The organism is Photobacterium sp. S4TG1, assembly GCF_036040035.1.
In the GTDB taxonomy this organism is placed as follows: Bacteria; Pseudomonadota; Gammaproteobacteria; order Enterobacterales; family Vibrionaceae; genus Photobacterium.
Genome location: NZ_JAYXUH010000001.1, coordinates 311,099 through 334,161 on the forward strand (window position 1 = coordinate 311,099; position 23,063 = coordinate 334,161).

General features: G+C 38.6%; 18 protein-coding genes. 8 read left to right on the plus strand and 10 right to left on the minus strand.

Features of this window, described 5'->3' with window-relative positions; all coding sequences use genetic code 11:
- The first annotated feature begins 37 nt into the window (after nt 1-37).
- A complete protein-coding gene (gene nrdB, locus VXS03_RS01510) occupies nt 38-1,171 on the plus strand; it encodes a class Ia ribonucleoside-diphosphate reductase subunit beta (protein WP_327761593.1) in 1,134 nt (377 codons plus the stop codon).
- The gene (gene yfaE / locus VXS03_RS01515; protein WP_327761594.1) at nt 1,168-1,467 is read left to right on the plus strand and encodes a class I ribonucleotide reductase maintenance protein YfaE; all 300 of its coding nucleotides are present in this window, start codon (nt 1,168-1,170) and stop codon (nt 1,465-1,467) included. The genes nrdB and yfaE overlap by 4 nt, the downstream gene beginning before the upstream one ends.
- 68 nt (nt 1,468-1,535) lie before the next feature.
- On the opposite strand, the gene adiA is transcribed toward yfaE, so the two are convergent.
- The 4 genes from adiA to VXS03_RS01535 form a co-directional block, all read right to left on the minus strand.
- The gene (adiA, locus tag VXS03_RS01520) at nt 1,536-3,827 is read right to left on the minus strand and encodes an arginine decarboxylase (protein WP_327761595.1); all 2,292 of its coding nucleotides are present in this window, start codon (nt 3,825-3,827) and stop codon (nt 1,536-1,538) included.
- Nucleotides 3,828-3,881: 54 nt separating this feature from the next.
- Nucleotides 3,882-5,204, minus strand: coding sequence for a putrescine-ornithine antiporter (potE, locus tag VXS03_RS01525; protein WP_327761596.1), 1,323 nt, complete (start codon nt 5,202-5,204; stop codon nt 3,882-3,884).
- Nucleotides 5,205-5,510: 306 nt separating this feature from the next.
- A complete protein-coding gene (locus VXS03_RS01530) occupies nt 5,511-6,353 on the minus strand; it encodes an META domain-containing protein (protein ID WP_327761598.1) in 843 nt (280 codons plus the stop codon).
- Nucleotides 6,354-6,561: 208 nt separating this feature from the next.
- Entirely contained in the window at nt 6,562-7,779 is a 1,218-nt protein-coding gene (locus VXS03_RS01535) for a CinA family nicotinamide mononucleotide deamidase-related protein (RefSeq protein WP_327761599.1), read from the minus strand.
- Between the two features lie 424 nt (nt 7,780-8,203).
- Between VXS03_RS01535 and VXS03_RS01540 the strand changes: the two genes are divergently transcribed.
- Together VXS03_RS01540 and VXS03_RS01545 are read left to right on the plus strand one after the other, a co-directional pair.
- Nucleotides 8,204-9,418 (plus strand): aromatic amino acid transport family protein, encoded by a 1,215-nt coding sequence (locus VXS03_RS01540; protein ID WP_327761600.1) that lies wholly within the window; start codon nt 8,204-8,206, stop codon nt 9,416-9,418.
- Between the two features lie 186 nt (nt 9,419-9,604).
- On the plus strand, nt 9,605-11,575 hold the full coding sequence (locus tag VXS03_RS01545) for a putative bifunctional diguanylate cyclase/phosphodiesterase (RefSeq protein ID WP_327761601.1): 1,971 nt from the start codon (nt 9,605-9,607) through the stop codon (nt 11,573-11,575).
- A gap of 44 nt (nt 11,576-11,619) precedes the next feature.
- Here the strand turns inward: VXS03_RS01545 and VXS03_RS01550 are convergent, their stop codons facing one another.
- The 3 genes from VXS03_RS01550 to VXS03_RS01560 all read right to left on the minus strand — a co-directional run bounded on the left by VXS03_RS01550 (nt 11,620) and on the right by VXS03_RS01560 (nt 14,198).
- Nucleotides 11,620-12,819, minus strand: a complete 1,200-nt coding sequence (locus VXS03_RS01550; protein ID WP_327761602.1) for a methyltransferase — start codon at nt 12,817-12,819, stop codon at nt 11,620-11,622.
- 122 nt (nt 12,820-12,941) lie between these two features.
- Nucleotides 12,942-13,916, minus strand: coding sequence for an HTH-type transcriptional regulator CysB (gene cysB / locus VXS03_RS01555; RefSeq protein ID WP_327761603.1), 975 nt, complete (start codon nt 13,914-13,916; stop codon nt 12,942-12,944).
- A 144-nt stretch (nt 13,917-14,060) separates the two neighbouring features.
- Complete coding sequence (locus VXS03_RS01560; RefSeq protein ID WP_327761604.1) at nt 14,061-14,198, minus strand: hypothetical protein; 138 nt, start codon at nt 14,196-14,198, stop codon at nt 14,061-14,063.
- A 144-nt stretch (nt 14,199-14,342) separates the two neighbouring features.
- Between VXS03_RS01560 and VXS03_RS01565 the strand changes: the two genes are divergently transcribed.
- Nucleotides 14,343-15,104, plus strand: a complete 762-nt coding sequence (locus tag VXS03_RS01565; protein WP_327761606.1) for a DNA repair protein — start codon at nt 14,343-14,345, stop codon at nt 15,102-15,104.
- A 93-nt stretch (nt 15,105-15,197) separates the two neighbouring features.
- Nucleotides 15,198-16,001, plus strand: coding sequence for a tRNA isopentenyl-2-thiomethyl-A-37 hydroxylase MiaE (miaE, locus tag VXS03_RS01570; RefSeq protein ID WP_327761607.1), 804 nt, complete (start codon nt 15,198-15,200; stop codon nt 15,999-16,001).
- A 72-nt stretch (nt 16,002-16,073) separates the two neighbouring features.
- On the opposite strand, the gene topA is transcribed toward miaE, so the two are convergent.
- Nucleotides 16,074-18,725: a type I DNA topoisomerase gene (gene topA, locus VXS03_RS01575; RefSeq protein WP_327761608.1), complete on the minus strand. Its 2,652-nt coding sequence runs from the start codon at nt 18,723-18,725 to the stop codon at nt 16,074-16,076.
- 615 nt (nt 18,726-19,340) lie between these two features.
- Here topA and VXS03_RS01580 point away from each other — a divergent pair.
- Nucleotides 19,341-19,598: a DUF2498 family protein gene (locus VXS03_RS01580; protein WP_327761609.1), complete on the plus strand. Its 258-nt coding sequence runs from the start codon at nt 19,341-19,343 to the stop codon at nt 19,596-19,598.
- A gap of 64 nt (nt 19,599-19,662) precedes the next feature.
- Here the strand turns inward: VXS03_RS01580 and sohB are convergent, their stop codons facing one another.
- Nucleotides 19,663-20,724, minus strand: a complete 1,062-nt coding sequence (gene sohB / locus VXS03_RS01585; RefSeq protein ID WP_327761610.1) for a protease SohB — start codon at nt 20,722-20,724, stop codon at nt 19,663-19,665.
- Between the two features lie 264 nt (nt 20,725-20,988).
- Between sohB and VXS03_RS01590 the strand changes: the two genes are divergently transcribed.
- Nucleotides 20,989-21,756 carry a YciK family oxidoreductase gene (locus tag VXS03_RS01590; RefSeq protein ID WP_327761611.1) on the plus strand — a complete coding sequence of 256 codons (768 nt, stop codon included), beginning with the start codon at nt 20,989-20,991 and terminating at the stop codon, nt 21,754-21,756.
- 82 nt (nt 21,757-21,838) lie between these two features.
- On the opposite strand, the gene rluB is transcribed toward VXS03_RS01590, so the two are convergent.
- Nucleotides 21,839-23,017: a 23S rRNA pseudouridine(2605) synthase RluB gene (rluB, locus tag VXS03_RS01595; protein ID WP_080156757.1), complete on the minus strand. Its 1,179-nt coding sequence runs from the start codon at nt 23,015-23,017 to the stop codon at nt 21,839-21,841.
- Between the last annotated feature and the right edge of the window lie 46 nt (nt 23,018-23,063).

The following is a 23,063-nucleotide window of genomic DNA, read 5'->3' on the forward strand; positions in this document are numbered from 1 at the left end:
AAGGGAGCCGATGGCTCCCCTTTGATTTGAGGATATCATGGCCTACAGTACTTTTTGTCAAACAAGCAACGATCAACTTAAAGAACCAATGTTCTTTGGTCAATCTGTCAATGTTGCGCGTTATGACCAGCAAAAATTTGAAATTTTTGAAAAACTTATCGAAAAACAGTTATCTTTCTTTTGGCGTCCAGAGGAAGTTGATGTATCGGGTGATCGCATTGATTACAATAACTTACCCGATCATGAAAAACATATTTTCATCAGTAATTTAAAATACCAAACATTACTTGATTCTATTCAAGGGCGTAGTCCAAACGTCGCATTATTGCCGATCGTTTCACTGCCAGAATTAGAAACATGGATTGAAACATGGTCGTTTTCAGAAACGATCCACTCACGCTCTTACACGCATATTATTCGTAACATTGTGAATAACCCGTCGATTATTTTTGATGATATTGTTCGTAACGAACACATCATTAAGCGTGCTGGTGACATTTCTAAATACTATGATGATTTAATCACAGCAACTAATGACTATCATCGTTATGGTGAAGGTCAACATTCAGCAAACGGTATTGCTTTCACTGTTGATTTACATGAAATCAAAAAGAAATTGTACTTATGCCTAATGTCAGTCAATGCGTTAGAAGCGATCCGTTTCTATGTTAGCTTTGCATGCTCATTTGCTTTTGCTGAACGTGAAGTGATGGAAGGTAATGCAAAAATCATAAAGCTAATTGCGCGTGATGAGGCATTACACCTAACAGGTACTCAACATATGTTGAACTTGTTACGTAATGGCCATGACGATCCGGAAATGGCAATAATTGCTGCTGAATGTGAAGATGAATGTTTCAGCATCTTTAAAGCTGCAGCAGAGCAAGAAAAAGAATGGGCTGAATACCTATTTAAAGATGGTTCGATGATTGGTTTAAACAAAGAGATTTTGTGCCAATACGTTGAATACATCACAAATCTACGTATGGCTGCTGTTGGTTTACGTCCAGCCTATGATGGTGCTAATCAAAATCCAATTCCATGGATTAACTCTTGGTTATCATCAGACAACGTTCAAGTTGCACCGCAAGAGGCTGAAATCAGCTCTTATCTTGTTGGCCAAATCGACAACGATATTAGTGCTGATGATCTTGGTGACTTTGAATTGTGAGTCAATTAACCATTACGGTTAACGGTATAAAGGTTTGTGGCAATAGCTGCGAACCTTTATTGACTCAGTTAGAAAAAGCCGGCATTCAACCTGAATATCAATGTCGCAATGGCATCTGTGGCGCTTGTCGTTGCAAACTGGTTTCAGGTACCGTTACTCAACCAGAAACGTTAGCTTTTATTGGACCAAATGAAGTATTAAGTTGCTGTTCAATACCACAACAGAATATTGAAATTAACTTTGATTACCAACTCAATACTCCGCAACAACCAACTAAAACTAAAATAGCCCTTTAACGTTATCTTATTATTAAAATCAAGATAAACAATAAAGAGCTATTTTTTATTGTCTGTAAGTGATGCCGCTACTTCACACACATTACATGATAAACGCCATCTTCGACTTCAGTCCCTTCAGTCTCATGCTCAAAACCAGGAAATTCTTTATCCCAAATTTCTAAACTATGTAAATAACCAATCTGTGGACTATTGGCATCACCAAAGTTCTCACCTGACATCAGCATTGGAATACCCGGTGGATACGGAATAACCGCATTTGCAGCTATACGCCCTTGTAGCTTATTAGATGGCACCATTTCTACATTATCATCAACAATTGCTTCAAATGCAGCACGAGGGGTAATATCCGCTTTAGGTAATGTTGAATAAGCAGCATTTAACATTTCTGACGGAGTATGGGTTTTCAGATAAGTGAACATTTTGTCACCCAAATCTTTCAATCCTAAATCGCCATACACTTTCGGGTGACTTGCTGCCAAATCAGGTAACACTGATTTCAATGGCGTATTATTATCATAATGAGTTTTGAAACTAAGTAAGGTATTAACTAAAGTAGCCCACTTACCTTTGGTTATCCCCATTGAAAATAAGAACATAACTTGGAAATCAGTAGTACGAGTTGGCACAATACCAAAACGAGTTAAATATTGAGTCACTAACGCGGCTGGAACACCAGTATCAAGTAACTTGCCATCATCCCCCATTCCTGGCGCTAAAATACTGACCTTAATTGGATCGAGCATGCACCAATCTTTAGGGATATCATCAAAACCATGCCACTTATCCCCCGGCTTCATGATCCAAAAATCTTGCGTTGTTGCTAATAATTCAGCGGGAGCATCTTCAAAACCATATTCAATACCGGTTTCAGGATCAACAATAGATTCTGCATTCCATGGTTTGAAGAACCAATCACCATCAGCGACAAACTCACGGTGTAAACGCCCCATTGCTTGACGATAATCAACCGCTTCTTTGATAACTTCATTGGTCAGTGACTCACCACGATTACCCGCCATTTGTGACACTGCAATATCATTTGAAACACTAATAGCATACAGTGGCGATGTGGTTGCATGCATCATATATGACTGATTAAAACGCTCAAAATTAATATGATCTTTACCATAGCGCACATGGATCCACGATGCTTGAGAAAGCGCATTTAATAATTTATGGGTTGAATGCGTTGCAAAAACCGTTGGCCCGTCATCTGGTGTCTCTTCTAGCTCACCGCGCATTGCAAAGTGATCGGTATAAATAGGATTAAAACGCGCGTAGCCATACCATGCTTCATCAAAGTGGATACGGTTACTACTCTCACTTAAAATATCTTGTGCACGCTTTGCGTTGTAACATAAACCATCATAAGTACAATTTGTAACAACAGCATATGTGGCCATTCCACCCGCTAGATCTTTTGTTAGTTCACTACTTTGTGCCGATTTTTTTAACCCTTCTGGTGACATTTGATCGGGATAAATCGGACCAATAATGCCGTAGCGATTACGTGTAGGCACCATATAAACAGGCAATGCCCCGGTTAACATCAACCCCTGCTCAATCGATTTATGGCAGTTTCGATCACAAATTGCGAGCGTATTTTCGCGCATACAAATCTGCATGATTGTACGGTTAGCACCTGAAGTACCTGTTACCAATGAATAAGATTTATCAGCACCAAAGACTTTAGCAGCATAATCTTCACTTTCACCAAAAGCCCCCGTGTGATCAAGTAATGATCCTAAAGAACCTCGTTCAATCCCCATGTCGGAACGGAACAGCCCTTCGCCATAATAATTATAAAACCGCTGACCTTCTGGTGTTTTAAGAAAACCGACACCGCCCTGATGACCGGGAGCCGCCCATGAATATTCATGAACACTATTATATTTCATCATGGCATTTGCCAATGGTGGTAATAACTGATCACGGTAACGTTGCATCGCTGCAATCGCACGCCCAGCCATAAAATCAGAGGTATCTTCTAAAATCCAAGCAAACTCACTCACTAATGACATTAAGTGACGATCGACGGTTAAAGTCATTTTCTTACGTTCCGCGAGTAAGAAAACAGGGACCCCTTGTTGGCGCTGATTTAATTTTTCAATCAAAGAAAAGAACATATCATTCTCTTCTTGTTGATGCCCCGTCATACTCGATGTCAACATAAAGCAATCAATAGCCATATTAACGTTTAGCATCGAATAACAATCATCGTAAGTTGATGCTTTGGCAACAATAATTGATTCATCTTCAAATTGTTCAACTAATCGATCGATAGCATTTGCAACCACACCCGTAGCTTGAGAGTTATCAAAAATTAGCACTCTCATATGCTTACCATAATTCAACATATACAATCCTTTAATATCAGAATAATAATTAAAATTTTGTTAATACTATAAATTTCACGATGACACTTTATTATTTAACGCTTCTCGACTAGCAATAAACCCATAGAAGAAATAACCAATTAAAGTGATGATAGCGCCATAAAACACCGCTTCTTCACCAGTAGAATAAGCACCATATATACTATAGAGCACAGCTACCGACCCAATAATAATACCGTTCTTATATTCTTTTTGATCAACATTACTTTGTTTCATAATTATTCCTAGCGCGGTTAATGCTAATACATAAGGAACCATATTTATAAATACAGCTAAGTTCACTAATACGTTAAATTGCTTTAATAGTGTTGGTGAAATAGTCATAACGGCAAGTAACAATTCAAAGGCTAACATAATCATCATGCCTTTAAATGGTGCATCATACTTATTTACATCACCAAAGATTTTAGGGAATAAACGCATATCTGCGGCAACTTTCGATACTTGAGCATTAGTAAATTGCCAACCAAGTAGCGATCCTACACAAGCCATAATCGCCATAGCCGTAATAATTTCACCAACTAATGGACTAAACATTTGAGCAAAAACAAGTCCAAAAGGAGAGTCTGATTTTGCTAAAATCTCATTAGGAATAATGCCTTGAATAACTGTTGTTGAAGCAATATAAGTCGCCGCTGAAAATACCGTGGCCAACATACATGCAAGAGGAACATTACGTTTTGGGTTTTCTACTGTACCTGAGTTAGCACCTGCGGATTCAATGCCCAAAAAAGCCCACAACGTCAGTGCCATACCGGAATAGATAGCACTACCAACCGAGATATCATGAGGGTTCCAAGCTTCTTCAAAAACTTTTGTATCAAACCAAAACCAACCAATAATTGATAATCCCAGTACCGGAATGATAATACCCCACACTGTAATTGTAGATATTTGCCCGGTGATCTTAGCGCCTTTCACATTGGCAAACATGGTAATAATTAAAATGGAAATCACACCGACAAAAGTATGAATCGGAGTTTCTTTTAACCACGGAATAAAGTATTCCAAGTAACCAACACACGACACTGCAATAGCGACAGCACTAATAACAAGACACACATAGTAAGTATAAGAGGCAATAAAAAAACTGGATTTACCATGCGCTTTTTCAGCATAAGCAGACATACCGCCATCGTCAGTACAATACATACCACATTTAGCAAATGCATACGCAATGGCTAAAGCTCCAATGGCTGTAACAACCCAAGCAAGTAGTGCAATCCCTCCTGTTGCAGCTAAACTGGAGGGCAATAATATTATCCCCGATCCCATCATATTAACGGTAACTATGGTCGTTAATCCCATTAGTCCCATTTTGTTACTATTTGAACTCATAGTGTAAACTACCTTATAGCTTATTAATTATATTTAAAACCATATTATTAATAATGGAATTACCCATCACTGTGTTATATCGAAATAAGTATAATTTAAAAAATCAAGGTAGGTTTTTTTGTTAATGATATATTCTTATATTTTGACAAATATATAATTAAATAATATTTTTTTTGCGTATTTGAATTTTTTGAACTAGGTTAATTTGTTAATTGTTTAATAATCAGCAATTAATACCCACAAAAAAAAAGCGTATAAAGGTAAATTTCCTTTATACGCATAGTATATTTTTATTAAACTTTTATTTTATTTTATTTTAAATGTCGCAATAATATCAGCGTTATTATTTTTAATACTTAATATATTATTATTAATACTGTAGCTGGCAAATTCAGGTAATGCTGCTAAGAATGCTTGTTCTAACTCCATTCCTTCCATACACATTTTACGCGTTGATGCAGCTTGACCTACTGTGAGTGTTGTTGCCGTTTGTGCTTCTAATGCACCATGGAAATTATTACAACCAGAGAAACCACTCACACTATTGGTTGTTGCATCAAATTGAATAAAGGCATTATTGCCACCAGCACCAGGCTGTACAGTTTGACCAGATAATGTCACTAATTGCCATTGTGGGCCAGCAAGGGTTGGTTGACTCGCTTGAGGAGCGGCATTTTGAGATGGTGCAACACGATCTAATTGAACCTCTAAAGGTTGTTTTGCATCAGTTGCAAACGGATCCATAGCCGACGTTGAAGTCATGATTAATTTATCATCAACTTTTACTGTGGCACGTACATTATAACGGTGATTCGCTTGTATTTTATTTGCGTCATAATTTAACGTAACAGGATAAGGTGGTGCACCTGCAATATCCATTGATTCAGTACTCAATGTTACCGATGGTGCATCTGCAAGAGATACATCTTCAAGAGCAACATTCAGCACCGCACCTGGTGGTAACATACGGCGATCTAAATAGATAACACTGACTTTTAATGGTTTCATATCGGCTTTTTCTGCTTTAACAACAGCTGTCGGTTGCTGAGGGCTCTTTACCGTTGCTTCATTATCATTACATGCTTGAAGCATCAGTGCTGATAATATTACTGATGTCGCTAATACTACTTTTTTAAGTTTGAAAGCCATTATTTTTCCTTAAATTTACATATGCTTATTTGAAGAAATTACGTTGCTTATTTTAGAGTAGCTAATCATTATTATAAGCTTATTTATAATTGTACAAGCGATGATTAGTCACTAAGTTGATTGAATGTTAGCACTTATCTTTGCAATAATACAGCATTCAAAATAACAAACAAACTGCCATAGGCACACCAATTATAAAATCACTATGCTATAAATGTTCACTTGCAACACGATCTAGTGACTCATAACACCCAAATATTTCTTTACCTTGTAAATAGCGGCGCAACATATCAAACATAACCGTTGAGATAATCCAACGTCGATTATAATTACTATATTGACGCTTAAATATTAGCTGCTGACACCAACAACCATCAGGCGTTGTAAGGCCTAACATAAACCCACCTTCCGTTGATGATGGTCCTGTTGTTAATGTATACGTTGCAGGTGCATGCAAATGCAATCGTTGGGCTCGTAAAGCTATCAATGTTGAGAGTTCAGCAGCACAAGCATTATCGTCAATATCATCAGCCATCACTTCACTCACCGCTAATCGAGCACTTAATGAAGGTACATCTTGAAGCCAATTAATTGCAAATCCACCTGAGCTTTGTTCTGATAATGCTAACGTTGTATCATCAGCTAATAAGTCAGCAACAGTATTCAATAAATCTCCCCCATCACCGACAATATTATCACCAAGTAATTTAGCCATTTGTGCCAATAATGTCGGTACTTGCGCGTCATTTTGTGGCGCAAATAGCTTTATTTCGATAAAAGGCAATGATGAGCGATAGCCTAAACTGCATGTGGCGGGCAATGATAATAATTGAAACAAATCACTAATGCCCGACTCAGACAGGCCATACGTGTATAAACGATGACAAACTTTGCTGTCCGTTACATTAAACATTGTTTTTAAGCGCGGTAAAATTTGATCATTCACCATGACTTTAAACTCGCTCGGCACGCCGGGAGTAAAAAATAACCACGCTCGATTTAACTGCATTATAAACCCACAGGCAGTACCAACAGGGTTATCAATTAACTCAGCTCCCTCTGGTAACATTGCTTGTTTAAGATTCGCAGCAGGCATCACACGACCCATTTGTTGATATTTGACGGTCATTTCAGCGACCCAAGCATCTGATTGCTCTAAACCGACATTGGCAGCCATGGCCGCAGACGCTGCGGTAAGATCATCTGACGTTGGCCCTAAGCCACCATTCACAATCACAATATCAGCACTTAAACTGCACATTTCTATTTCTTTAGCTAATGCTTCATAGTTATCACCCACAGTAACTCGACGTGTCATCGCAAAGCCTTGCTCAAAAAACTGTGCCGATAACCATGCTGCATTAGTATCGGTAATATCGCCATACAGCACTTCTTCACCCGTACTGATCATCACTACACTGAGCATGGTTATTATGTCCTATAAAAAGATTATGAATTAATTACAGTTTATGCCGAACCTCACGCCATGGACAGAATATTATGCATCATCATTATTATTGATTTATTTTTCACACCACCAAACCAAGTGTAAATAAAAATTTACACAATAAAGATAAGTTGACAGCCATAATCTCTATCGTTAATGTAGCACTTAGCAGCAAATTACCGTTAATTTACGATTATATTCAGCTTAGAGAGAGTAAACGTGCTAATTACCCATCCTAATACAGCCTATCGATAGCCACAGTGGCTAAATCTAGGTGTAAACATTTTAAAACACTTCATCTCGATTATGCCATTGTGGCCTGCTTTATATATAGGGAGCGACCACAGGTGTATTTATACCCCCTCCCAAGTTAAATTTTTATCCTTCAGGGAGCGACATAATCATGTCTTTAAATAAAACATTCGGCAGTATGCTGATTATTGCAGGTACCACGATAGGTGCAGGTATGCTAGCTCTTCCCCTTGCATCAGCAGGGTTAGGTTTTACCACTGCAACTATTATTATGATTGGAATTTGGGCCTTAATGACCTACACAGCATTATTAATGCTAGAAGTCCATCAACACGCAAATCCTTCCGCAACATTAAACACGTTAGCCTACGAATTATTAGGCCGTAAAGGGCAAACCATCGCAACATTGGCAATGTTCTTCTTATTCTACGCATTATGTGCCGCTTACATTGCCGGTGGTGGTAGCCAATTAAGTGAAAAATTATCATCTTGGACAGGAACAGCCATCGCTCCTCAAATTGGCGCTGTCATTTTCACGGTAGTGATTGCAAGTGTCGTATCAATCGGTACCCACAGTGTGGATATGGTTAACCGTGTGCTATTTACAGCAAAAGTCATTGCTCTTGCCGTAATGCTAGGGTTATTACTACCCAACGTTCAAGGTCAACATCTGGTTGAGATGCCAGTAGAGAAAGGATTAATTCTGTCAGCCTTGCCTGTTATTTTTACCTCTTTTGGCTTTCACGGTAGCATTCCTTCAATTGTTCGTTACATTGGTATCGACATCAAGGCATTGAAGAAAATCATGATTTTTGGATCGGCATTGCCATTAACCGTGTATATTTTATGGCAATTAGCGAGCCAAGGTATTATGGGTCAACCGCAATTAATGGCTAACAGTACGCTAGGTGCATTTATTGGCAGCTTAAGTGAATTACTTCATAATCCAATGGTAGGTCAATCAGTTTCTATCTTTGCAGATCTGGCACTAGCAACATCCTTTCTTGGTGTAAGTTTAGGTTTGTTTGATTTTTTAGCTGACACACTTAACCGTGGTAATCATCTTTCAGGCCGTGGGCAAACCGCTTTAATCACATTTTTGCCTCCACTAGCTTTTGCTGTGTTCTACCCTCAAGGGTTTATTATGGCATTAGGTTATGCTGCCATTTCGTTGGTTATTTTAGCCATATTTCTGCCCGTTGCGATGGTACGAGCACAACGAAAAACACAGACAGCAACCAACACCTCGTCAGGCTATATTGCTAAAGGCGGCTCATTTACTTTAGGACTGATAACTGTCATTGGTATTATTATTATCGCGGCTCAGTTATTACAAATGGTAGGAATAATACCAGCCGTCGGTTAATTATAATGATGCACATAAACAAATGAGGTTATTAATAACCTCATTTTTTAATCTGATTGGTTTAAAAATACATAATTTATATATCAAAACGTGGACTAATATCACGTAGCTATAATATTATAATGCTTAACGCTTCCATTTCCGTTATTCTTTTAAAATTAACACGTAAAAAGAAAGAAGTTGGAGATGGATCCATTCTCACCTCTATATTATCTCCAAAATCCAATCTGGGTATTTGACGTTGATAATAAAAAAATCTTGTGGGCTAATGACAAATCATTACGTTTATGGGAAGCGACATCTATAGAAGAACTTTTAAATCGAGATTTTGGTCAAGATATGTCTGCAGCGGCGGCCGCAACATTATTAGAATATCAACAAACATTTAAATTAAATAAAACAATTAAAACATGGTGGCGATTTAATCCTAAACAAATAACAAAAAATATGTTGTGTTTATTTTCAGGTATTCCACTGGAAGATGGACGCATGGCTATGCTTGTCGAAGTGATAGCCGATGAATCTTCTCTACGACGAGATCTGGCCTTTTCAGATTGCTCAAACCTCGCACTTCTCTTTAGTGGTAATGGCGACTTTATTAGTGCAAATGCTGCATTTTCAAGTAATTATGGAGAAAGCCTAGTTGATCTTTCTGAGTTTGTTGGTGATATTACAATCGCACAACAATGGATAGAAGATGCGAAAAAGAATAACTACTTTACTTGCAACCGTTTATGTTGGACGGGCCAGCGCCACCATTGGTTTGATATTGAAGCTAAGTGGTTAAATGATAATTCACAATTATTATTACAATTAGTGAATATCACTAAAGATAAAGAAAAACTGAATAAAGAAAAATATAATGCAGAACATGATTTTCTGACAGGATTAATGAACCGTCGTGGTGTTTCTGCGGCATTAAAAGCCAGTCATCACCATCGTTCTCATTATAGTTTATTATTTCTTGACCTTGATGGTTTCAAACTTGTTAACGATTCTTACGGCCATGCTGCAGGCGATAAATTACTTCGAGCTGTTGCCATTCGTTTATTAAACGTTGTAAAAGATAAAGGCCTTGTAGCACGGTTTGGTGGTGACGAATTTATTATTCAAATAGAGAAGCGTAATTATACTACCATCGCTAACTTTACTGACCAAATAATAAAAACATTAAGTCGACCTTTCCATATTAAAGATATTGGTGAACTCTCTATTAGTTGTAGTATTGGTACTGCAAATTATCCTGATGACGCTAATAATTTTGATACGCTTGTCACCCAAGCAGATATGGCAATGCATCGCGCGAAACAACGAGGCCGTAATTGCTATTATCCTTTCTTACAAGAAATGGCAGATGCGCTATATCGAAAAATGACCTTGCGCCATCATTTGTCTCTGGCTCTCGAAAACCATGACTTTGAGCTATATTATCAACCTATTATCGATTTAAAAAACCAACAATTAAAAGGTTTTGAAGCATTAATCCGTTGGCATGATGATTTACTTGGTCAAGTTTCACCGGCAGAATTTATTCCACTAGCAGAAGAAACAGGTCAAATAGTCCCTCTAGGACTTTGGATTCTACACAGTGCCTGTCAACAACTTGCCTATTGGAACCAACGTTACGCACAGCGATTTATTATTAGTATTAACCTCTCACGGGCGCAATTACAACCCAATCTAGCACAGACAATTGAACAAATTATTCGCCAATATAACGTTAATCCATCGCAGCTAGCCTTAGAAATTACTGAATCAGCGATGCTACAAGATTACTGTGAAACCAAGCCCTGCTTAGATGCATTAGCCGCAATGGGCATCGAACTTTATTTAGATGATTTTGGTACTGGCTATTCTTCTTTATCACAATTACATGAGCTTCCCATTAGCACGGTTAAACTTGATCAAAGTTTTGTTCAAGGTCAACACTCAAGTAACAAAGTTATCATAGAAGCAACCAAGGCTATTTGTGACAAACTTAATTTAAAAATAGTCGCCGAGGGAGTAGAAACGCAACCCCAACTGGATTATATCACCCAATGTGGTTTTGATTATTGTCAAGGGTATTTCTTTAGCAGACCTCTGCCAGTGTATGAACTTGAAGAAAAATATTTTAGCGAGCCAATAACCAATAAATCAGCACAACTCTTACTATAGTGGTATTCCCTATCATTCGTTTGATAGGGAACCTACTCGACTCATTAAGCCATTTTACGCCGTTCTGCATGAATTAATAAATTACGAGGGGTTATTGGTTTATCACAAAAAGTGCCAAGTACGACCTTATAACCTTGCTCTTCAAGAAAGCAAACCCGATCTAATGCCAACCAAATTTCAAGTGGTCGCCTAAATAATTGTCGAACAAGTTCCATACGCTCAATAATAGCAAATCGTTTTTCACCTTGCCGCAGCCACTTATCGAAATCAATATTCTCTGGTAAATCAACACCTCTTTTTGCTGCAGCCCATAGACAAAAAGCTTCAAAACCTTGATTCAGTAAAGCTTTTTGTACATTTGGCACTGAAAGATATGTTTCTGTTTGGCCAATTTCTCGCTGTAATAAATCAAACCCTAATCGAAAGCTAACTTCCACAAATCGTAGCTGCTTAACTCGATTACCCGCAGTAACAGTTTCTTGCAAAGGAAGACGTAAATCATGCTTAGATAGCACTAAAGGGCTTGTTTTGGCAATTGCCGACATTGGTTGGTAGTGGGATTGATGAATGAGGTGATAGCAGCACGGTGAAATACTCACTGCCGCCCCTTTATTAGCAGCGACCCGTTGCAATAATGACACATGCAAATCACCACAAGCATGAAGTGCAACTGCATGTTGATGAGTTGTGATTGCATTATCACTCTCACTACTAAATGCATCAGCATGAATGAAGTTAATCGCTAGCCCTAATTGTTTAGCGGCTAGTTCTCCATCAATGCATAATTGCGACTGCCATTCGAGACTTGTCACCGAATGCTGATGTGAAGCGGCCAACACTCGCCCAAGATACCCCTTACCCGCACACCACTCGAGCCATGGCAATCCTAATGGGGGTAACACTTCATTGAAGGCAATGATTTGCTGCCATTTTCGTCCAGGGATTCCACTATCAAGCCCTTGCGGAACCGTTCTTTGCGTACGTGTTAACGGTTTAATTTTATTACTAAGTTGAGTTAATGCTTCTGCATCACTAATCCACGGCATAAGGGCTGTTGTTAGTGCACTCATGTCATGGCTTAATAATTGTAATTGGCTATCATCTAATCCACTTAACCATTGGCAAAATGGTAAATTTTGATGCCACACAAAATCACGTTCAGCAAAAGGCATAAATTGCCAAAATTGCCTATTTTTTACCAATAATGCATCGAGATGACGAAAAAGCTCAACGTAGTTAGACATAAACAACCATTAACCTACCCAAAATGGGAGCTAGTGTATACCAAGCTTACGTTTGACACATTAACCAAATAAAAAAACCGCTATCACTAGCGGTTTCAATTATTTTAGTAACAACAACGACATTATCTAACCGGTAATTCCATTGAAGCAAACATATCATTTATTTCTGCAGCATTTTTTAATGCGATAGCTTGATCAACAACACTACGTGTTAGGTGTGGCGCAAAACGTTCCATAAAATCATACATATAAGTACGCAAGAATGTTCCTTTTTTGAAACCTATCATAGTCGTACTTGAATCAAAAATATGACTCGCATCCAAAGCAACTAAATCATCATCAGTATCAGGATCCATCGCCATACTCGCGATCACACCAACACCAAGACCTAATCGAACATACGTTTTAATAACATCAGCATCTGTTGCTGTAAATACAATTCGAGGTGTCAGACCTGAACGATTAAATGCACTATCGAGTTCAGAACGTCCAGTAAAACCAAAGACATAAGTGACTAATGAATACGCAGCTAAATCGTGAATAGTAATAGTTGGTTTAGTCGCAAGAGGATGATCTTTACGTACCACAATTGAGCGGTTCCAATAATAGCAAGGCAACATAATCATATCTTGATATAAATGTAATGCTTCAGTTGCGATTGCAAAATCAGAGTTTCCTTTACCTACAGCATCTGCAATTTGACTTGGCGTTCCTTGATGCATGTGTAAAGAAACTTTAGGAAATCTTGTTGTAAAACCTTGAATCACATCAGGTAGCGCGTAACGTGCTTGAGTATGTGTCGTCGCAATATTTAGCGTTCCCATTTCAGGATGAGTATGCTCACTTGCAACAGCTTTAATACTTTCGACGCGAGATAAAATATCGCGTGATATACGAACAATCTCTTCGCCAGCAGAAGTTACTTTAGTTAAATGCTTACCACTACGTTCAAAAATTTGAATACCTAATTCATCTTCCAATAAACGTACTTGCTTACTAATGCCCGGTTGAGAAGTATATAAACTCTCAGCGGTTGATGAAACATTGAGGTTATGGTTTACAACCTCAACAATATAACGTAATTGTTGTAATTTCATGGTCTCGCCCAATCAATAATCCGTTACCTTTCATACTTAGTCCTAAAATCTTTACCTGATTTTCATCTCAAAGCATGATCGTGCAACCATGTAATAAATATTTTATATATTGAATTAACGTTGTTTCATAGTATTTATTTAGTTTTAATCGTAAAAATACTTTTTCATCGTCAAATAAGCATGAAGCAATGTTAACACTTTATATTCAACGTCTTTTTTAATTACTGGAAAATAGCACTCTTTGTTACGTTGTAATGCTGCATGTTGAAGTAATTTCGGCATAAAAACAAAGCATTTAAATTAAAAAGCCAGATATTTCTCTATCACGTTATTTAGTTAGCATTTTTTACTAACAAACTACCACCAAACAACGAGATAGTGTATCTTTCTAAGTAATACATCAACCATGGAAGATAGACACACTTTATGAGTATCCCTCTCGTTATTGGCCTAATCAGTCTTCTGCTAATTTTAGTTATTGGCTACAGCATTATCATTCAATATCGTCAACGGTTAGAAAGTGCTAAGCAACAAGAATTGGCAAAGCAAGTTGCAATTATTGACGCCACAGAAGAGCTCATTAGTAATGCTAGTCACTTACCTTATAGTAAAGAACTCTTAGTTTGTCTTAATAAACGTATTCTTTATGCACTAGAAACTATTGCTGAAGTTGACACCAAAGATCGTTCATTAAAGCAACGAATTCATCACGTAAGCGAACAAATATCACATTTAGAAACACATTTTGACCAAACGAATGTTGTCCCTTTCCAAGTGCCGAATTCCGATCGTCAAGCTATTGGTATGTTACAATTAGTCAAACGCTTAAAAAGTGTGATTAAAGGAGAACATGGTAAAGGCCGTATCGCCACTCAAGCCTATGTTATTGAAAATACGCGTTTAGAAAATATACAATTAAGAATTAATATTGAAAATGTTGTTAAACGAGCCAATGATGCACGCTTAAAACGCCAATTTGGTACAGCCAAACAATTACTGAAGAAAGGAATTGATGTTTTATCTTCTCGTAATGATGAGTATGCAACAAAAGCGCAGCAGAAATTGCAGTATATGCTCAATGAAATTGATAATAATATGAGTGTCAGTAGTGAGCAAGAACGACAACAATTACTCGACAAAGATAATGATGAACTTGATGTATTATTTCAGCCAAAACGGAAATGGTGATTTAACTCTTTTTGTCTTACACTAACTCAACGATAAAGGTCGCCAATGCGGCCTTTTTTGCGCCTTCAATAACTATAAATAAAGACATGCCTTATGGATAACGACAACACTCAACAAATGGTTAATGAATTACTCAAGCCTATTAACCAATTTCTTCAATGTGAGACCCCTGATAGCTGGATCACTGAAGCTATTAAGCCAGAGAACCTGATTCCATTATTAGTCGATCACTGTAATTGTGAATTAAAAGCAAGTCAGACTGCGATGTTTATGGTGCGTAAATACGCGGTCGACAAACAGAGTGGTGAAGCACTAATGGCATGGGCAAAACCTTATGAAGATTTTGTTTACGGTGGGAGTAATCGCTCAACGGCCCTTTTTCACAGTAAGAAAAATGGTCTTTTAGCGCCATTAACACCTCGGGATGACTTCATTCACGGACAAGAATTAATTGATAAAATGGTGCGATTAATAAAAGAAGAGTTCCATCATTTTGAACAAGTATTAGAGATCATGGAAAAACGTAATATCCCTTATAGTAACCTTCATGCTGGACGTTATGCTAAAGGATTAATGAAAGCAGTACGCACTCATGAGCCAGCAACCTTAATTGATAAGCTTATTGTTGGCGCCTATATTGAAGCACGTTCTTGCGAGAGATTCGCCAAACTCGCCCCTTATTTAGATTCCGAATTAAGGAAGTTTTATATCTCGTTATTACGTTCAGAGGCACGCCATTATCAAGATTACCTGACATTGGCTGAAAAAATTGCGGGAACAAACATTGCCGATCGTATTCGCGCAATTGGTAATAAAGAAGCAGAGCTAATTACCTCGCTCGATGATACGTTTCGTTTTCATAGCGGTATTCCTATCACTTCTATCGCTTGTGTTTAAAATCATAAGATCACTAACACCTACAAAAAAACCGCCAAATTTGGCGGTTTTTTTTAATCACAGAATAACGAATTACTCTTCTTCTGCTGATTTTTCTTTTTTAGGCTTTTTACGCTTATCGGTAATTTCCCACTTACCGTCCACAAATAAACCCGTCCAGCCTGTTGGCTTACCGTCTACTTCTGAACGCACGTAATTCTCTTTGGTTTTACGTGAGAAGCGAATCACTGTTGGTAGACCATCAGGGTCAGCCACAGGCGCATCAGTTAAGTATAAGAACTTAGGTGATAGGCGTTCTTTAAAGCGTACAAGCTCTTCCACTAACGGTGCACGTGTTTCACGTGACTTAGGGAACGTACTCGCTGCCATGAACAAACCAGATGCACCATCACGTAAAACAAAGTACGCGTTGGTGTCTTGTGTACATGGAATTTCTGGCAAATGTACAGGATCTTCTTTTGGTGGCGCAACTTCGCCATTCTTTAGAATCTTACGGGTATTCTTACATTCTTCGTTAGTACACCCCATGTACTTACCAAAACGACCGTTCTTCAGTTCCATATCAGAACCACACTTGTCGCATTCAATCAACGGGCCTTCATAGCCTTTAAGCTTGAACTCACCTTTTTCAACAATGTAACCATCACAGCTTGGGTTATTACCACAAACGTGCAGCTTACGATCTTGATCAATAAGGTAAGCATCCATTGCCGTGTTACAAATAGGACAACGTTTTTTAGCGCGTAATGCGGCTGTTTCAACGTCTTCCTCTAGAACATTAACAATGCCTTCTTCACTGCCTAAGTTGATCGTTGTTTTACAACGTTCTTTAGGTGGCAGTGCATAGCCAGAACAGCCAAGGAAAACACCCGTTGATGCAGTACGAATACCCATTGGACGCGAACATGTCGGACATTGAATATCAGTTAATACGATATTATTAGGCTGCATACCGCCTTCTGATTCATCCAACTCCGCTTTTTGAAGCTCAGTTGTAAAATCAGAAAAGAACTCATCGAGTACTTTCTTCCAGTTTTTCTCACCTTCAGCGATTTTATCAAGATTACCTTCCATGCGGGCAGTAAAATCAAAATCCATCAAATCAGGAAAACTATTGTCTAAACGGTCAGAAACAATCTCACCCATCTTTTCTGCATAGAAACGACGTTGATCAACACGTACATAACCACGATCTTGAATGGTTGAAATGATCGACGCATACGTTGATGGACGACCAATGCCACGCTTTTCAAGTTCTTTAACCAATGCTGCTTCTGTAAAGCGTGCTGGCGGCTTAGTAAAGTGTTGCTTAGGCTCAAGTTGCTCTAACTTCAATACATCGCCTACGTTAACTTCTGGCAATGTCGTGTCTTCATTTTTACCAGAAGGACGCTGTACTAATGTCCAACCTGCAAAACGTAAAGTACGGCCTTTCGCTTTTAGCAAGAAATCCCCTGCTTTAACGTTAATCGTACTTGAGTCATATTTTGCTGGCATCATCTGACAAGACACAAATTGACGCCAAATTAAGTCATACAACTTAACTGCATCTTGATCCATGCCTTCTAAATTTTCAGCTTTCACTTCTACGTTTGAAGGACGAATTGCTTCGTGCGCTTCTTGCGCATTTTTCTTACTGCCATAAACATTAGCATTTTCAGGTAAATACTCATTACCATACTCATTACCAATTAGCTCACGTGCTGCTTCAACGGCCTCTTTTGAAAGGTTAGTCGAGTCAGTACGCATGTAAGTAATATAACCCGCTTCATATAGGCGCTGTGCAAGGCCCATAGTGCGCTTAACACCATAACCTAGACGTGTACTTGCCGCCTGCTGAAGTGTAGAGGTGATATAAGGCGCAGAGGGCTTGCTGCTAGTTGGGCGATCTTCACGCTCAATCACTTCATACGCTGCTTTTTCAAGTAACGCATGTGCTGCCATCGTATCGGCTTTATTTTCAGGACGGAATGCTTTACCCGCCTGTTGTGCAACCATTAACCGTAAAGCGTCTTTGCCTACCGTTAGTGTATCTGCATGAATATCCCAAAACTCTTCGGGATCAAATGCATTGATTTCATGTTCGCGCTCAACAATCAGTTTTACCGCAACTGACTGTACACGACCAGCAGATAAACCACGGGCAACTTTTTTCCACAATAGTGGTGATACCATGAAGCCAACAACACGATCGAGGAATCGACGTGCTTGTTGCGCATTCACGCCATCAATATTCAATTCACCTGGTTGTTCAAATGCTTGTTGAATAGCATTTTTAGTGATTTCGTTAAATACCACTCGTTTATAGCGTGATTCATCGCCACCGATGATCTCACGAAGGTGCCACGCAATGGCTTCTCCTTCGCGGTCTAAATCCGTTGCGAGATAGATGCAATCAGCATCTTCAGCTAATTTTTGAAGTTCACTAACAACTTTTTCTTTACCTGGAAGTATTTCATAATGCGCATTCCAATCATCATAGGGATCAACACCCATTTTGCTGATTAACGCTTTACGATCTTTCTTCTGTTTAATTGCTGCTTTTTCCTCAACACTCAACCCTTTAGTCGATGTTGCTACAGCTTTTTTACCGCCACTGCGGGCGCCCGTTGGCAAATCACGTACGTGACCAACGCTTGATTTTACAATGAAATCCTTACCCAAGTACTTATTGATTGTTTTCGCCTTGGCAGGGGACTCCACGATAACGAGAGATTTACCCATAATGACCCTATTACGTCCTCGTGCTCGCTAATTCTAAAAATATAAATAACTGCTTAGCTAATCATTAGCGCCACAACATTCGACCAATCTCATTAAGTCACTAATCGAAATTATAAGAGCAGTGAATTAATATGATGAGTTACAATTTGAGAATGATACATATTTGCAATTAATTATTGCACTTCATTTACGTAAAATACTCTTTACATATTGGGCTAGAAAACAAGAAGGTCAACTGCTTTTTAATTAATTTCGTCTATTTGGTTGTACCTTCCGCACTTGTTATTAAGTTGTGAATATTTAAAAGGCGACATTTACAGCCCTTTCAACGTACTGATAATCAAAGTGATAAAATTAAAATTTGTCTTATATGACAATCACTTTGATGACTTACAGTCGCTGTAATCACAGAAAACCGCATCATCATTATCATTGATATAGAATTATTTGATCTGCTTTACTAATTTTTTTTGCATTTAATCACAATATTTGTTTTTTTTAATATGATTCGCACCTATATCTGAATAGATATTAACCAATTAACAAGCCTGTTATTTGTTTTCTCATAGCAACTTACTTAGACTGTGTTTATTCCACTATCAATGAGTATTAATCATGGCTAATAAAGCTGAAATTTCGATCAATGAACTATTAATGATCGCGAATCAAATCATTCAAGATCACAAAGATTATGTTGAAGGTATGCGTGCAACATCAGTAATAGAAAAAGATGGTGTATTAATCTTCAAAGGCGAATACTTCCTTGATGATGATGGCTTACCAACAGCTAAAACGACGGCTGTATTTAATATGTTTAAGTTCTTGGCTCATAAATTATCACCAGAGTTCACACTAAACACATTACTTGTTTAAGCAAAATTCAAATAAAAAACCCGCAATCAGTGCGGGTTTTTTCATTTAGCAACGTTAATTATTATTACATAAATGGACGTTGACCACGTGCAACCCACTTCATTAATAATGTATCAGCAGCTTCACTTGATGCGCCAGATAACTTCTCGATTAACTTCTTGCGGCGTACATATTTAACTTGTAATACTTCACGCGCTTTACAAGCTTCGGTGATCAAATCATCACTGGTGCTAATCTGATCCACCAAGCCTAATTCAAGTGCTTGTTGACCAAACCAATGCTCACCTGTTGCCACTTTATTTAAGTCAAGTTCAGGGCGGTGAACAGCGATAAATTGTTTAAATAAACCGTGTGTTTCTTCAATCTCTTCTTTGAATTTTTCACGCGCTTTATCTGAGTTTTCACCAAACATAGTTAAGGTACGTTTAAACTCACCAGCAGTGATTTGTTCAAACTCAATATCGTTTTTCTTCAATACCTTACTAAAGTTTGGTAGTTGTGCAATCACGCCAATAGAGCCCACAATAGCAAACGGTGCTGAGACAATTTTATCCGCAACACACGCCATCATATAACCACCACTTGCCGCGACTTTATCAACAGCTATCGTTAACGTAATACCAGCAGCTTTTAAACGATCAAGTTGTGATGACGCTAAACCATAAGCATGTACCATACCGCCACCCGTTTCTAAACGTAGCAAGACTTCATCACCTTCAATTGCAATGGCTAAAATAGCACTAATTTCTTGACGTAATGACGATACTTCACGTGCATCAATACTGCCGTGAAAATCAATAACAAATAAACGAGGATCACGGATTGTGGTTAAATTACCATTTTTCACCGCTTGTTTTACTTCATTTTGGCGAGCTTTATCTTGTTCTTTATCTGATTTTTTATCCGCTTTATCACGTGCTTTTAATAATGCTTTGTCAAATAAATGAGATTCTAACTGTTCAACGGTCTCTTTATATTGTTCAGTCAAGTCGGTAACTTCTAGTTCACCTTTTTGAGAACCATGACGACCATTTAACGCTTTTGTTAATACCAACACACCCACAATTGCAATAACAACTGTCGCTATTTTGGCGAAAAACAAACCATATTCAAACAAAAATTCCAAGATTCAATCCTCTACTAGGCAAGAAAAAACGCCATAATTTATTGTAAAAATGTAATAACTATCGCCATTCTTAGTTCGATTTATCCTTATAATAAATCAATATCATCGACACGATATTCACATAAAACTACATTCTCTCAGAATATAAATTCTGATATGTTTTAGTAGTAATCGATATTACAGTCAAGCTCAAGACTTGATGCGTTCTTAGATGAAAAAACACTCAAATATCGACAAAAAGACACTATTTAAAAGGAAGCTACTGTGGATTATCAAATTGCTGCGGATAATTTAAAAGATCGCGTGATATTAGTAACTGGGGCTGGTGATGGTATCGGCCGAGAAGCCGCACTTCAATATGCTGCTCATGGTGCGACCGTGATCATGTTAGGCAGAACTGTCGCTAAGCTTGAAGCTGTTTATGATGAAATAGAAAAAAATGGCAGCAAGCAAGCTGCGATTATTCCATTAGATTTAATGGGGGCAACTAAACAACACTATATTGATATGGCAAATACCATTCAGCAGCAATTTGGGCGCTTAGATGGCGTACTACACAATGCAGGATTATTAGGCGCATTAAGCCCACTTGATCATATTGAAGAAGCTATTTTTGATGATGTGATGCAAGTTAACGTAAAAGCGCAATTATTACTTACTCAAGCAATTTTACCGTTAATCAAACAATCACCAGATGGCCGAATTATCTTTACCTCATCCACCGTCGGTCATATTGGACGTGCTTTTTGGGGAACCTACGCAATATCTAAATTTGCCACAGAAGGCATGATGCAAGTCTTAGCTGATGAACTAAGTGATACACCAATTACGGTCAATGCCATCAATCCAGGTGGAACTCGTACAGGTATGCGAGCACAAGCCTTTCCTGCTGAAGATGCCCGCTTACTCAAAACACCATTAGATATTATGCCACTTTACCTATATCTTATGGGACCTGAAAGCCGTCATGTTTCGGGACAATGTATTGATGCTCAGCCTAAGCGTAAGCCCGGCATTAGCAACGAACAATAAATAGCAGTTATAAAAAAGCCGACATCGCTGTCGGCATTTTAATATCAATCGTGCACTTTACGCATTAGTCGCGTTTAAACACTTACTTACGTGTGCGAGGTTTAGCGGGCTTATTCGCTAATGGGTTACGACGATTTGCCGCATTACCAGAAGGTTTACGCTTGCCAGAACCATTTTGTGGCTTATCTGATGAATTATAAGGCTTCTTCTCATCATCTCTTGGCTTACCTGCAATATGTACAGGTTTACCTTTAGCACGATCTGAACGAGGTTTAGCGTTATCGCGACCTGTTGGTGCAGGTTTAGCGCGGCCACGACCACCACGTTGCTCTTGTTGTTGTGAATCAACTTCAGCATTACGACTTGAGCTTGATGGTGCGCGACGATCATTATTACGACCACGACGACCACCTGTACCTGTTGTTTCTACACGCTCTTCATGACGACGAACAGCACGACGAATTTGACGAATACCTTTTTTACGCTTCTGACCTTCAACCGTTAATACTGTTTCAGTTTCAGGTGGCAGCTCAACGGTAGCACGAAGTTCATTCACTTCTTTTAGTTCTAGCTCACTCCAACCGCCACGAGGCATGTCTTTCGTTAAGTAAACATCACCATAACGAACACGTTTCAGACGGCTAACCGTTACACCCTGAGAATCCCATAAACGACGAACCTCACGGTTACGACCTTCAGTGATCACTACGTAGAAAGTATGGTTCATACCTTCACCGCCAGAATAAACAACATCTTCAAAACGTGCTACGCCGTCTTCAAGCTCAACGCCTTTAACGACATTCTTAATCATCTGCTCGTTTACTTCGCCAAATACACGTACCATGTACTCACGTTCAACAGTACGGCTTGGGTGCATTAAACGGTTAGCTAATTCACCATCGGTAGTGAAAAGTAATAAACCAGAGGTGTTAGCATCTAGACGACCAACAGAAACCCAACGGCCTGTTGTTAGACGTGGTAAACGATCAAAAACAGTACGACGACCTTCAGGATCATGACGAGTACATAATTCACCTTCAGGCTTGTTATAGGCCAAGATACGGCAGATTTCTTCATCTGACGAAATTAATGCAATATTGTGGCCGTCAATGCGTACGCTAACGCTAAGATCGTCAAGACGATCACCAAGTTTAGCAACAACACCATCGACGCTCACACGGCCGTTTTGGATCATCAATTCGATTTCACGACGAGATCCTTGTCCTGCACGCGCTAATACTTTTTGTAATTTTTCGCTCATTGTAAACAAACCTTTGTCGCCTTCACAGGCGTCGAAATTCTCATCA